Source organism: Actinomyces radicidentis (assembly GCF_001553565.1).
Taxonomy (GTDB): Bacteria; Actinomycetota; Actinomycetes; order Actinomycetales; family Actinomycetaceae; genus Actinomyces; species Actinomyces radicidentis.
Genome location: NZ_CP014228.1, coordinates 1273737 through 1287017 on the forward strand (window position 1 = coordinate 1273737; position 13281 = coordinate 1287017).

General features: G+C 75.2%; 10 protein-coding genes and 1 pseudogene. 2 read left to right on the forward strand and 9 right to left on the reverse strand.

What is annotated here, in order from left to right; all coding sequences use genetic code 11:
• Positions 1-76 precede the first annotated feature (76 nt).
• On the reverse strand, positions 77-1171 hold the full coding sequence (gene maeA, locus AXF14_RS05360) for an oxaloacetate-decarboxylating malate dehydrogenase (RefSeq protein WP_084355377.1): 1095 nt from the start codon (positions 1169-1171) through the stop codon (positions 77-79).
• A gap of 262 nt (positions 1172-1433) precedes the next feature.
• On the reverse strand, positions 1434-2960 hold the full coding sequence (locus AXF14_RS05365) for an MFS transporter (RefSeq protein ID WP_067941468.1): 1527 nt from the start codon (positions 2958-2960) through the stop codon (positions 1434-1436).
• A gap of 318 nt (positions 2961-3278) precedes the next feature.
• On the opposite strand from AXF14_RS05365, the gene trxA reads away from it, so the two are divergent.
• Together trxA and AXF14_RS05375 are read left to right on the forward strand one after the other, a co-directional pair.
• Positions 3279-3665, forward strand: a complete 387-nt coding sequence (gene trxA, locus AXF14_RS05370; RefSeq protein WP_067941470.1) for a thioredoxin — start codon at positions 3279-3281, stop codon at positions 3663-3665.
• A 185-nt stretch (positions 3666-3850) separates the two neighbouring features.
• A complete protein-coding gene (locus AXF14_RS05375; protein WP_067941473.1) occupies positions 3851-4753 on the forward strand; it encodes a macro domain-containing protein in 903 nt (300 codons plus the stop codon).
• Between the two features lie 165 nt (positions 4754-4918).
• On the opposite strand, the gene AXF14_RS05380 is transcribed toward AXF14_RS05375, so the two are convergent.
• The 7 genes and pseudogenes from AXF14_RS05380 to AXF14_RS05410 all read right to left on the reverse strand — a co-directional run bounded on the left by AXF14_RS05380 (position 4919) and on the right by AXF14_RS05410 (position 13186).
• Complete coding sequence (locus AXF14_RS05380) at positions 4919-5158, reverse strand: PspC domain-containing protein (RefSeq protein ID WP_067941475.1); 240 nt, start codon at positions 5156-5158, stop codon at positions 4919-4921.
• A 256-nt stretch (positions 5159-5414) separates the two neighbouring features.
• Positions 5415-6851: a glutamate-1-semialdehyde 2,1-aminomutase gene (locus tag AXF14_RS05385; RefSeq protein ID WP_067941477.1), complete on the reverse strand. Its 1437-nt coding sequence runs from the start codon at positions 6849-6851 to the stop codon at positions 5415-5417.
• Positions 6852-7010: 159 nt separating this feature from the next.
• The gene (gene hemB / locus AXF14_RS05390; RefSeq protein ID WP_067941479.1) at positions 7011-8126 is read right to left on the reverse strand and encodes a porphobilinogen synthase; all 1116 of its coding nucleotides are present in this window, start codon (positions 8124-8126) and stop codon (positions 7011-7013) included.
• Positions 8127-8235: 109 nt separating this feature from the next.
• The gene (locus AXF14_RS13610; protein ID WP_150118521.1) at positions 8236-8964 is read right to left on the reverse strand and encodes a uroporphyrinogen-III synthase; all 729 of its coding nucleotides are present in this window, start codon (positions 8962-8964) and stop codon (positions 8236-8238) included.
• Between the two features lie 162 nt (positions 8965-9126).
• A pseudogene (gene hemC, locus AXF14_RS13615) lies at positions 9127-10179 on the reverse strand (hydroxymethylbilane synthase); the annotation flags it as partial.
• On the reverse strand, positions 10176-11927 hold the full coding sequence (locus AXF14_RS05405) for a protoporphyrinogen/coproporphyrinogen oxidase (protein WP_236756035.1): 1752 nt from the start codon (positions 11925-11927) through the stop codon (positions 10176-10178). The pseudogene hemC and the gene AXF14_RS05405, both read right to left, overlap by 4 nt.
• Positions 11924-13186 carry a uroporphyrinogen decarboxylase gene (locus AXF14_RS05410; RefSeq protein ID WP_067941481.1) on the reverse strand — a complete coding sequence of 421 codons (1263 nt, stop codon included), beginning with the start codon at positions 13184-13186 and terminating at the stop codon, positions 11924-11926. The genes AXF14_RS05405 and AXF14_RS05410 overlap by 4 nt, the downstream gene beginning before the upstream one ends.
• Positions 13187-13281 lie beyond the last annotated feature (95 nt).

Here is a 13281-nt window from a genome sequence, read left to right on the forward strand (position 1 = left end):
GGAGGACCGCCCGTCATCCGCGTCACGATGTCCCGATCTCGAGGTCAGGATGTCCCGATCTCGGCGAAGGGGGCGGTCAGGACTGCCTGGAGCCCTTCGAGGCCCGCGCGCTCTTCGAGCCCTTGGCCGGCGTCGCGGCGTCGGCGGACTCGGCGTCGTCCGCCTCGTCCTCGGTCTCGGGCATCATCGGCTCGGACTCGGCGATGACGGTCTCCGTCTCACCGGAGGTACCCGGCCCCGACGTCTCTGTGATCTCCGGGTAGGTGGGCCACCACATGGCGCCCTGGACGGCCTGGATGAGGTTGTCGTGGTGGACCGTGGCCACGCCCTCCTTCTCCGCCTGGCGGGCCACGGCCACGGCCACCTGCGCCGAGGAGGCGCGCAGGTGCTCGACCGGCGGCAGCAGCGCGGCGCCCAGCGCCCGCGGGTCCACCTGGCTCGCCACGGCCTCGCCGGCCGCCAGGAGCATCCCGTCGGTCACCGTGGTCGCGCCGGAGATGATCGTCCCGAGACCCAGGCCCGGGAAGAGGAGCGCGTTGTTGCTCTGGCCGATGCGGTACAGCGTGTCCTCGTACTCGAAGGGCTGCACGGGGATCCCGGTGGCGACGAGGGCCTTGCCCTGGGACCAGGCGATGACGTCCTGGGGCATGGCCTCGATGCGCTCGGTCGGGTTGGACAGCGGCAGGACGATGGGGCGCTCGACGCCGTCGCTCATCGCCTCGATGACGGGGCGCGAGAAGGCGCCGTGCTGCGCGGAGGTGCCGATGAGGATCGTCGGCTCCACGCGGCGCACCGTCTCCAGCAGGCCCACCTGGCTGCGCCCGTTGACCTGCTCGTGGGCCCAGTGCGAGACCTCGCCGGCGGGGCGGGCGTAGGGCTTCTGGTAGTCGGGCAGGTCCTCCATATCGTCGGTGACGAGGCCGTTGCGGTCGATGAGCCAGACGCGCCTGCGAGCCTCCTCCGGGGTGAGCCCGTCGCGGACCATGCCAGCGGTGATCTGGTCGGCCGTGCCGGTGCCCGCGGTGCCCGCGCCGAAGACGACGAGCTTCTGGTCGGCGAAGGTCTGGCCGGTGGCCTTCATGCCGGCCATGACGGCCGCGATGACGATGGTGCCGGTGCCCTGCATGTCGTCGTTGAAGAAGCGGTAGCGGTCTCGGTTCGCCTCGACGATGCGGCGTGAAGGCGGTCCCTCGGTTGGTCAGCGGGTTGGAGACGATCGGCGGCTTGGGCACGGGTGCTCCGTTCGTTCGGTTCGGGCGCGAGCACCGGCGTCGTCAGGTCCGACGTCGGGACCGCCCGGCGTTGGACGCCCTCATTCTCCCGCGCTGGGACCTTGGTCTCAACGGAAGGTGATGGAGGGAGCAGACGCGGTGTCTTCTCGGACCGTCCGCGGCGGTCCGAGCACGGTGCGACCTGGGGCGACGTCGCCCGGTTCAGGCGGCTGGACGCTCCTGCTCCGACGGCGACGCCGGCCCGGTCGACGGGGCCAGGACCGGGACGATCCAGATGGTCGGTACGAGCACGAGGACGATGAGCAGGAGCGCGTGCCGGTAGCCGATCCACCCGGCGATGAGCCCCAGGACCGGAGGGCCCGCGAGGGAGGCGCCGTAGGCGATCGTCGAGACGACGGCGACGCGCACCGTCATCCACACCGGGTCGTCGCTCACCGCGCTCATGCCGAGCGGGAAGGCGAGGGCCGTCCCCATGGCCCACATGGCGATGCCGACGAGCGCCATCGGCAGCCAGGGCGACAGGCCGAAGACCGTGAGGCCGACGCTCGCCAGGACGAGGGACGTGCGCATCGTGCGGACGCGGCCCAGGCGGGCGATGACGCCCGTGCCGAGGAAGCGCGTGAGCATCATGAAGGACACGAAGACGGTGAGGCCCGTGGTGCCCAGCGCCGTGTTCGTGCCGCCTCCGAAGTCGTCCGTGACGCCGAGCGCGATCCAGTCGTTCGCGCTGCCCTCCGCGAGTCCGCAGGCCAGGAGCAGCAGGCCGATGAGGATGGTCCGGGGCTCGCGCCAGGCGGCGGCCGCCGAGGGGAGTCGGACCGGTGCCGGCCCCGACGGCGCAGGCGGTGGCGCTGACGACGCTCGGCCGGCCGGGCGGCCGTCGGGTGCGGTGGGGGAGCCGTCGGCGACGTCGTCCGCCGCGTCGCCGGGGACCGCCGGCGGGACGACGGGGGTGACGGAGGGCCCGGTGCCCGGGTCCTCCGGGACGACGTCGGCTGCCGCCTCCGCGGCCGCGTCCAGGAGGGGCCGGGCGTCGTCGGCGGGAGCGCCAAGGTCGGCCGGGACCGCGGCCGCGTCGTCGCCTTCGCCGGCGGCCTGCTCGAGCGCCTCCTCGAGCCGCGCAACCCGCTCGGCGTGGTCGACGTCGGGCAGCAGCCACGCGGTGAGCACCGAGTTGGCGACGAGGACGAGCGCCGCGACCGTCGCCAGGTGCGCGACGAGCCCGACGCCCGCTCGGTCCAGCGCTGTGGTGACCGAGGCCGCCAGCACCGTCCCGACGGACCAGCCGGCGTGGAAGCGGGAGATGATCGGCCGCCCCACGGCCCGCTCGGCGCGACCCGAGGCCGCGTTGAAGGTCGTCGTCCACACGCCCGAGGCCGCCTGCGCCAGGTAGAGGCAGATGACGAGCCCGAGCTGCGAGCCCTGCGCGACCATGACGCAGCCGGCGGTGATGAGGACCGCGTAGCTCGCGCTCGCCACGACGAGGGAGCGGCGCGTCCCGAAGCGCTGGATGACGGCGCCCGCCACCGGCATCGACGTGAGGTTCCCGCAGGAGCCGATGAGCAGGATGAGGCCGATCCGCGAGGGGGTGAGCTCCAGGTCCCCGCGCACCGTGGGCAGCCGCGCCACCCACGAGCCCTGCATGAGCCCGTGGAGGAGGAAGACGGCGAAGACGGCGAGCGCGCCGGCACGGGCGCGCGACGGCGTGACGGGTGCGGGGGAGGGCATGGGACCTCCGGGTGTCGGGACGGAGCTGGGGGGCGCGGTGGGGAGCGCGGGGCGGCGCTCTCCTCCGGTCGGGGTGCCTGCCGCGGTCGCGGGGCGGGCTGCTGCGGGGGCGGTGCGGCTGGCCGGCCGGTGCGGTGCAGCTGGGCCCGGGAAGCGTCCCACGCGCGTGCCCGGGGTGTCTGCCCCCTGGACCGTCGCGGCGTCCGATCGTGGGCGGCTCCACACGCCGTCGGCGGTCGCTCGGAGGGGCCCACCGGAATACCCGCCGTCGTCCGCCTGTTGCGCCCACCAGCAGAACCGTCTGGAAAGGACACCTCCATGGCCACCACCAACATCACCGGCGAGCAGTTCAACGAGACCGTCCGCGGCGACGGCATCACCCTCGTCGACTTCTGGGCCTCCTGGTGCGGCCCGTGCCAGCGCTTCGCCCCCGTCTACGAGAAGGCCTCCGAGGCGAACGAGGACATCACCTTCGCCAAGGTCGACACCGAGGCCGAGCAGGGCCTCGCCTCCGCCCTCGGCATCTCCTCGATCCCGACCCTCATGGTCTTCCGCGATGACGTCCTCGTGTACCGCGAGGCCGGAGCCCTCCCGGGCAAGGCCCTCGACTCCCTCATCGAGCAGGTCCGCGAGCTCGACATGGACGAGGTCAAGGCCAAGATCGCCGAGGAGCAGGCCGCCAAGTCCGCCGACGCCGAGGCCTGAGCCCCGCGCGGCACAACGCCGAGATCGGGACATCTGAACCTCGAGATCGGGCTTCCGTCCACAGACACGTCCCGCACCGGGGCGGGGTGTGGAGTTCCGCCCGATGAAGCTGTGGGTGACCTCCCGATCTCGAGGTCAGGATGGCCCGATCTCGCGGGGGTGGGACTCGGCCCTACGCTGGGCACATGCCCGCCACCGCCGCCCGCGACAACGTCCGACTCGCCCGCCTCACCAACTGGTTCGCCACCGAGGCCGTTGAGGCCGGCGACGTCGCCGCCTTCCCGCCCCCCGCCGCCCTCGCCGAGCTGCCCCCGGTCGAGCTGCGCCGTCTCCTCGACGGGCTCCTCACCATCCGCCCGCCCCGCGAGATCCCCGACGACGACGTCCGCGAGGAGCTCGACGAGATGCTCGCCGACGAGTCCCGCGACCGCGCCCACGAGGTCGGCGACCCCGACGCCCTCGCCCTTCCGACGCTCGCCCAGACCCACGGGCTGACCGGTGCGCTCGGCGAGCACGTCGCCCTGTGGAAGGGCGACCTCACGACCCTGCGCGCCGGCGCCGTCGTCAACGCCGCCAACTCCGCCATGCTCGGCTGCCGGGTCCCCGGGCACGCCTGCATCGACAACGTCATCCACGCCGTCGCGGGGCCGGGGCTGCGAGCCGAGTGCGCCGAGTACATGGCCTCGCGCGAGGACCGGCCGGAGGAGACCGGGCGCGCGCTGCTCACCGGCGGATACCACCTGCCCGCCGAGCACGTCCTCCACACTGTCGGGCCGATCGTCGAGGGGCCGCTCACCGACGAGCACCGCGAGCTGCTCGCGAGCTCGTACCGCTCGATCCTGGCGGTCGCGGGGGAGGCCGGGCTGGACTCCGTCGGTCTGTGCTCCGTGTCGACCGGCGTCTTCGGCTACCCCAAGGAGGAGGCGGCGCCGCTCGTTCTCGCCACCATCGAGGCGTGGCTCGCGCTGCACCCGGAGTCGCAGATGCGCATCGTCATCTGCGCCTTCGCGGACGTCGACGTCGCCGTCTACGACAAGGCGATCCGGGCCGTGGCGGCGCGCCGCGGCTGCCGTACGGGGGTGCGCTGAGCGTGAGGCGGCCCGGTGGGGCCGAGAACTGTCCAGAACTCGCAACTTGAAGCAGGGCTTGGTCGGGCGCCATGCTGAGAGCGGCGGAATGACGCGGGCCCGAGCCGCCGTCGGCCGGACGCGAGCCTGAAAGTGGCGAGTTCTGGACAGTGCCGACTGTGAGCCTTACTCGCCCTCTGGGGCGGGCATGAGGACCCATGCAGCCGCGTAGGCGAGCCACATGGGGCCCGGCAGGAGGGCGGCGGCGAGGCAGCCCAGGCGTACGAGCGTCGGGCTCACGCCCCACTCGCGGGCCAGGCCACCGCAGACGCCCGCGAGGAGGCGACGGCGGGAGCGGCAGGGCAGGCTGCTGCGCCAGGACTCGGTGCGCTCGGAGTAGGAACCGGCGGGGTACTGCTGACTCATGACTCCAGCCTGCCCGGGGCGCGGTGCGTCCGGTATCCGGGGTGACCCTGAGCCGCCCCTGAGCGCCCGCCGCCCGTCTCCTCCTCCCGCGTGACGCCGAGATCGGGACATCTGAACCGCGAGATCGGTCCTGAGTCCACAGGCTCTCATTGCCCAGGCGGGCGGAACTGCGCTGGGGAGTCGGGGTGAGTGGCCTGTTGTGGAGAACGTCCCGATCTCGAGGTCAGGATGTCCCGATCTCGCGGGTGGTGGCGGTTCAGGCCTGCGGTGTGGCGGCGGCCGCGGCCTTGGCGGCCTTCGGGGCCGCCGCGGCGATCCGCTCGATCTGCTCGTCGGTGTGCGCCGCGGAGAGGAACCAGGCCTCGAAGATGCTCGGCGGCAGGGCCACGCCCGCCTCGAGGAAGGCGTGGAAGAAGGGTCCGAAGCGGAAGACGTCCTGCGCCTTCGCCTCCTCGTAGTCCCGCACCCCGTGCTCCGCCGCGCCCTCACCGAGCATGACGGAGAAGAGCGACCCGGAGCGCTGCACGCGGTGCGCGACGCCCTCGGCGGTGAGCGCCTCGGACACGAGGTCGCCGACCTGCTGGGCGCGGCGGGCGACGGCGGCGTAGACGGCGTCGTCGGCCTTCTCGAGCGTGACGATGCCGGCGGCGGTCGCGAGCGGGTTCCCGGACAGGGTGCCCGCCTGGTACACGGGGCCGACCGGGGCGAGGAGCTCCATGACGTCGGCGCGGCCGCCGAGCGCCGCCAGGGGCATCCCGCCGCCGATGACCTTGCCGAAGGTGACGAGGTCCGGGATCCAGGCGGCGCGCTCGCGCCAGCCCGTGCCCTCCGCGAGGCCGGTGCGCGGCCAGGTCGGCGTCACCGCGCCCTCTCCGAACGCCGGGGTGGCGAGCGGACCGGTCGCTCCTGCGTCGACCCAGCCGTCCAGGGCCTCCAGCCCCCACATGCCGGCCGGCCCGACGCGGAAGCCGGAGAGGACCTCGTCGGCGATCATGAGCGCGCCGTACTCGGCCGTGACGCGGCGGATCGCGGCGTTGAAGCCGGGCGCCGGCGGCACGATGCCCATGTTGGCGGGCGCAGGCTCCGTGATGACGGCGGCGATCTCGGAGCCGCGCGCCGCGAAGCACTCCTCGAGGGCGGCGACGTCGTTGTACGGCAGGACGATCGTCTGGCCGGCGATCGCGGCGGGGACGCCCGCGGAGCCGGGCAGTCCGCCGGTGGCGACGCCGGAGCCGGCGGCGGAGAGCAGGCCGTCGGAGTGGCCGTGGTAGCAGCCGGCGAACTTGATGACGAGGTCGCGCCCCGTGGCGCCGCGGGAGAGGCGGATGGCCGTCATCGTCGCCTCGGTGCCGGTGGAGACGAAGCGGAGGCGCTCGGCGACGGGCACGCGGCGGCGCACCGCCTCGGCCAGGCGCGTCTCGGCCTCGGTGGGGGCGCCGAAGGACAGGCCCTTGCGGGCGGCGGCGACGACGGCGTCGACGACGTCGGGGTCGGTGTGACCGAGGAGGGCGGGGCCCCAGGAGCCGACGAGGTCGACGAGCTCGTGGCCCTCGGCGTCGGTGACGGTGCCGGCGAGCGCGTGGTCGATGAAGGCGGGGGCGCCGCCGACGCTGCCGAAGGCGCGCACGGGGGAGTCGACGCCGCCGGGGATGACGGCGCGGGCGGCGTCGAAGAGCTGCTGGTTGCTGGTCATGGGTGCTCCTGTGGCTCGGGTGAGCGGCGGGCGCTCGTCGTCGTGCTGCGTGTGTTCCGTGGTCGACCGTCTGTGCACTGCTCGACCGCCGGATTTCCGGAAATCAGGCGGTCGACGGGTGCATTGTCGGTCGACCACGGGGATGGCTGCGAGCCGGGCTCAGTGGGCGAGGCGCTCGGCGATCTCGCGGGCCCAGTAGGTGAGGACGGAGTCGGCGCCGGCGCGGACGATCCCGAGGACGGACTCCATGATGACGCGGTCGCGGTCGATCCAGCCGTTCGCGGCCGCCGCCTCGACCATCGCGTACTCGCCGCTCACCTGGTAGGCGGCCACGGGGACCGGCGACGCCGCGGCGACGTCGGCGAGGACGTCGAGGTACGGGCCGGCGGGCTTCACCATGACGACGTCGGCGCCCTGCTCGACGTCGAGCATCGCCTCGCGGACGCCCTCGCGGCGGTTGGCGGGGTCCTGCTGGTAGGTGCGGCGGTCGCCCTTGAGGGTGGAGCCGACGGCCTCGCGGAAGGGCCCGAAGTAGGCGGAGGCGTACTTCGCGGAGTACGCCATGATCGTGACGTCGTCGTGGCCGGTGGCGTCGAGGGCGGAGCGGATCGCCGTGATCTGTCCGTCCATCATGCCCGACGGCGAGACCATGTGGGCGCCGGCCTCCGCCTGGGAGACGGCCATCGCCTGGTAGAGGGCGAGGGTGGAGTCGTTGTCGACCTCGCCCGCGCGCCTGTCAGTGCTGCCGGTGCCGTCCGCGGACCCCGGGCGGACGAGGCCGCAGTGCCCGTGGCTCGTGAACTCGTCGAGGCAGGTGTCCGCGCAGACGACGAGGGCGTCGCCGACCTCCTCGCGCACGGCGGCGAGCCCGCGGTTGAGGATCCCGTCCTCGTCCCACGCCGGGGAGCCGACGGCGTCGCGGACCTCGGGGACGCCGAAGAGGTCGATGGCGCCGACGCCGGCCTCGGCGAGCGCGACCGCCTCGCGGCGCAGCGAGTCGAGCGTGTGCTGGTACTGGCCGGGCATGGCGGCGATGGCGACGGGCTCGTCGATGCCCTCGCGGACGAAGGCCGGGTAGATGAGCTGGGCGGGGTCGATCCGCGTCTCGGCGACGAGGGCGCGCATGGCGGGGGTGGTGCGCAGGCGGCGCGGGCGGATGACGGGCGCCTCCGGGGCCGGGATGCCGCGGGAGAGGAGGAAGTCGGCGGCCGGGGAGGTCGAGGGGTCGGCGGCGTCGGGGAGGCGGGTGAGGGCGTCGTCGTGGCTGGTGCTCATGCGTGTCATCTCTTCGTGGTGCGTGCTGTAGGTGCTGGTGCGTGCGTGGTGCATGGTGGCTGTGGGGCCGGCGACCGATCTCGAGGTCAGGATGTCCCGATCTCGGCGATCAGGCGGGGCGGTCGTCGGCGGGCTTGCTGAGCGCCTCGATGACGGCGGAGCGGACGCCGGGCGGCGTCGGGGCCTTCGCGATGACGTCGACGTCGATCCCCTCCGCGCGGGCGGCGACGGCGGTCGGCGTGCCGATCGTGACGACCCGCGTCTGCTCGGGCACGGGCCCGGCCAGGTGCAGGAGCGCGCGGGTCGAGGAACCCGCCGTGAGGACGACGACGTCGTAGGCGCCGCCCGCCCAGTCCGCGGCGAAGCCGGTGGGCAGGTCCTCGGGCGCGACCTCCTCCATCGTGTAGGCGGAGACGACGTCGACCTCCCAGCCGGCCGCGGTGAGCCCGTCGACGAGGGTCGGGCCGGCGAGCTTGGATCCGGGCAGGAGGATGCGGCGTGCGGCGCCGCTCGCCCCGGGCTCGGGGCCGGTGCTCATCGGCTCGAGCTCGAGGAGCGCCGCGGAGGAGCCGGCGGCGACGACGTCGGGGCGGCGGCCCAGGGCCTTGGTGACGACGTGCGCCGTGCCAGGGCCGATGATCGCCAGCTTCGTCGACTCGGGGACGCCGGTGACGTCGATGTTCTCGAGGGTGCGGGGGGAGGCGAGGACGAGCCAGGCGTACTCCCCGGCGGCGAGGTCGGCGGCGGCGCGCTCGCGGGGGCCGGCCGGGCCGGGGACGGTGCGCGTGACGTCGACGCGGTCCACCCGAGCGCCGGCGGCCTCGAGCCCGGCGGCCATGCGGTCGTCGGGCTTCGTGCGCGGCAGGAGGGCGCGGACGCCGTCGAGGGCGTGCGCGTCGCGCGGGGCGCGGGCCCTCGCGCTCGTGCCCGTGGGCTCCTCGGGGGGCGCAGCGGGCGCGCCCTGCGCCTCGGAGCTGTTCTTGCGGGGTGCCTCGTGCACGGGCTTCTCCTTCGTGGCGTGGAGGTCGACGAGCTCGGCGGCGCCGTCGGCGAGGAGCGCCTCGGCCACCGCGATCCCCAGGTCCTCCGGCTCGATGACCGTCGCGGTGGCGTCGCGGCGCAGCAGCGTCCGCCCGTCCAGCGAGGCGACGACGGCATCGAGCCGCAGCGCCTCGCCGTCGCCGACCGGCGTCGCGATGGCGCCGACGGGCGCCGCGCAGCCGGCCTCGAGCCGGCGCATGAGGGCCCGTTCGGCGCGGGCGGCGGCGTGCGTGGCCGGGTCGTCGAGGGCGGCGAGCGCGGCGGCGAGGACGGGGTCGGTCTCGGCGAGGTCCGCGCGGGTCTCGACGGCGAGCGCCCCCTGGGAGGCGGCCGGCACCATGACGGGTGCCGCGGTGGCTCCGGGCACGGCCTCGAGGACCTCGGTCGCGTAGGACTCGAGTCCGAGGCGGCGCAGGCCGGACAGGGCGAGGACGACGCCGTCGAGGTCGTGCTCGCCGGTCGCGCCCATCGGCCCGTCCCCGCCGCCGACCTTGCCGTTCACGGTGCCGACGACGCGGGCGAGCCGGGTGGGCACGTTGCCGCGGATCGCGACGATCTCGAGGTCGGGGCGCACGGCGAGGAGCTGGGCGGCGCGGCGCGGCGAGCCCGTGCCGACGCGGGCCCCGCGGGGCAGGTCCGCCAGACGCGCCCCGGACTCGACGCCGCCGCGCGTGCACAGGGCGTCGCGCGGGTCCTCGCGCTGCGGGACGGCGGCGACGACGAGTCCGGGCACTGGCGCCGTCGGCAGGTCCTTGAAGGAGTGGACGGCCAGGTCGCACTCGCCGTCGAGGAGGGCGTGGCGCAGGACGGCCGCGAAGACGCCGACTCCGCCGAGCTCCGCGAGCGGGGTCGGGTCGACGTCGCCGCGGGTGGAGATCTCGACGAGCTCGACCTCGAGGGCGTTGCCCCGGGCGGCGGCCGCCTCCTCGAGGGCGCGGGCGACGATCCCGGACTGGGTCGTGGCGAGCGCGGAGCCGCGGGTGCCCAGGCGAACGGTGTACCGGTCGGTCATGCGCGGTGCTCCTGGGTGGGTGAGGGGGTGCTGGCTGGGGCGAAGGCTGTCTCGACCGTACCCCGCGCGCTCGCGGCCACCCCGGGACCGGCGGACGCGAAGCCCTCGGACGGGTTCGGCGCTCCCTCAGCGGCGGTCCCGGCCAGCCGGGCGGCCTGCTCGCGGGCGTGGGCGACGACGGCGGCCACCCCGGTCCCGGCGACCCACGCTCCCGTGACGGCGAGGCCGGCGCGGGCGTGGGCCTCGGCCTGGAACCGCTGCGTGCGCGCCCGGTGCTCCGGGGTGACGGGCGGCAGCGTGCCGTCCCAGCGCACGAGGAGGGAGTCGACGACCTCGTCCTGCGCGATCCGCACGCCGGTGAGGGCCTCGACGTCGTCGAGCACGACGGCGAGGTCGACCTCGGGGCGCGGCTCGCCGGGGCGGCCGTAGGACAGGCGCAGCGCCTGGACGTCCTCGCCGTGGCGGGCGCACAGGTCCTCGCCGATCCACGGCCACTTGACCGAGAGGTGCGAGAGGGCCTTGGCGCGCACCGGTGCGGGCTCGCCGTCGGGGGCGACCGGCGCGACGAGCAGGCCGGAGCCGACCGGGGTCCCGGCCAGTGCGGGCGCGTGGGCGACGAGGGTGAAGCGGGCGATGGGAGAGCCGACCGGGATCGTCATGGTCGTGTCGACGCCCGGGACGGGGCCGAGGAGGCGCAGGCTCGCGCCCGCCGAGCAGGCGAGGACGAGGCGGCTCGTTCGGGTGATCCTCTCCGGGCCGGTCGGGACGGGCTCGGCCGAGGGCGTCGCGCCGCGGCCGGTCGGGGCGATCCCGAGCTCCCAGAGGGGAGCGGCGTCGGCGGTGCTGGAGGCGCCGGTCGCCATGGGCGTTGTAGCGCCCGCGGCCCGCAGCCACTGCGCGCCGGTTCGCGTCCGTACCTCGCCGCCCGCAGCGACGACGGCCTCGCGCAACGCGTCTGTGAGCGCGACGAGCCCGCCGCGGGTCGTGACGTCGACGGCCTTGCCGCCGCGCTTGCGCGCCTTGCGTCGCTCGACGAGCTCGCCGACGGCGGCCTGCAGGGAGCCGAGCCGCGCCGTCGCCTCCCGCAGGCCAAGTGCGACGGTGTCAGCCGCGAGGACCGAGGGGTCGGAGGTGTGGATGCCCGCGACGATGGGGCGCACGAGCCGATCGAGGATCCCCTCGCCCATGCGGGCGGCGACGAAGGAGGCGAGGTCGGCGGGGTCCTCCGGGCCGGTGCCGACACTGCCGGGGAGCTCGGCGTCGCGGGCGGCGCGCTCGGCGGCCTCCCGCCCGACGACCTCGACGACGTCCGCGGCCAGTGGGTTGCTCGGGATGCCGAGGTAGGAGTCCTTGATGAAGCGGTGGAGGCGCCACCCGCGGGCCGGGTCGTCGTCGGCGACCTCGTCCTCGGGGCGCGGCGGCAGGAAGAGGCGCGCGCCGTCTCCCGACGGGCCGGCCACCTCGAGGCCGAGTGCCTCGACCATCCCGGTGACGCCCTCGCCGCGCATGACGAAGCCCTCGGCGCCGAGGTCCATGCGCACCCCGCCGACCTCGCCGCCGGCTACCAGCCCACCGGTGTAGCCGCGGGCCTCGACGAGCAGGGGGCGCAGCCCGGCTCGGGTGAGCTCCCAGGCCGCGGAGAGCCCGGCGATCCCGCCGCCGACGACGACGGCGTCCCAGTCCTCGACGGGGGCTCCTGCCTCGGTGACGGTGCTCTCGGGCTTCTCGGCTCCGTCCGCCGTGCTCACGCGATCCCGTCCCATCCGGCGAGCGCCGCCCGCTCCCAGTCGGCCGAGCCGTGCGCCCGGGCGACGACCCGCGTGAGGACGTCGGGGTCCGTCGTCGGAGGCACCCCGTGCCCGAGGTTGAGGACGTGCCCGGGCGCCCGGCGCCCCTCCTCGACGGCGCGGTCGACGGTGTCGCCCAGCACCTCCCAGGGCGCGGTGAGCAGCGCCGGGTCGAGGTTCCCCTGGACGGGGCCGACGCCCGTGAGCGAACCGGCCAGGGCGTCCAGCGCCTCGGCGATCTCGGTGCGGTCGTCGACGCCGACGACGTCGGCCCCGGCGTCGCGCATGTCGGCGAGGATCCGGGCGGTCCCGGTCCCGAAGTGGATGAGGGGGACGCGCGCGCCGGTCGTCGGGGAGACGGCCTCGCGGGCGACGTCGAGCACGCGGGCGGAGTACGGGGCGACCTTCTTGCGGTAGTCCGCGGGGCGCAGCGACCCGGCCCAGGAGTCGAAGAGCTGGGCGGCACTCGCCCCGGCGCGCACCTGCAGCGCTATGAAGGCGCCGGTGAGCTCGGCGCACCAGGTCATGAGGCGGTCCCAGGCGGCAGGATCGGCGTGCATGAGGCCGCGGGCGGCGAGGTGGTCGCGGCTCGGACGGCCCTCGACGAGGTAGGCGGCCAGGGTGAAGGGGGCGCCGCCGAAGCCGATGACGGGCGACCAGCCGGCCTCCCCGCGCGACTCCGCCAGGCCCGCCAGTGCGCGCTCGGAGAGGGCGCCGCCGGGCGCCGTCGATCCGGGCTCGGAGGCGGCAACGGGGGAGCCGAGCTCGCGCACGACGAGCCGCACGGCCTGCTCGATGGCGCGCACTCCCTCGGCGTTGCTGCGGCCGTCCGCTCCGGAGCCCTCGCCGAGGCGGTGCTCGGTGAGGCGGGCGACGTCGTCGGCGGTGCGGACCGGGGCGTCCATGACCGGCCCGACGCCGGGCTCGATGCGTACGCCGACGCCCGCGAGGCGCAGCGGCACCATGATGTCGGAGAAGAAGACGGCGGCGTCGACGCCGTGGCGGCGCACCGGCTGGAGGGTGACCTCGGCGGCGAGGGCGGGGTCGAGGCAGGCGTCGAGCATGGACACCCCCGCGCGCTCGCGCAGGGACCGGTACTCGGGCAGGGAGCGGCCGGCCTGGCGCATGAACCAGATGGGGGTGCGGCCGTCGGCGTGGCGGCGTCCGGCGAGGGCCTCGAGGATCGCAGGCGAGGCGGCGGGGGCGGCGGGAGCGGTCACGGGCGGGGCCCCGGGGTCGGGGGAATGGGGTGACGGCTCACGACAAGGCCTTTCTCCTATGCGAACGACAGGCCCCTCCTTGGAATACGAACACC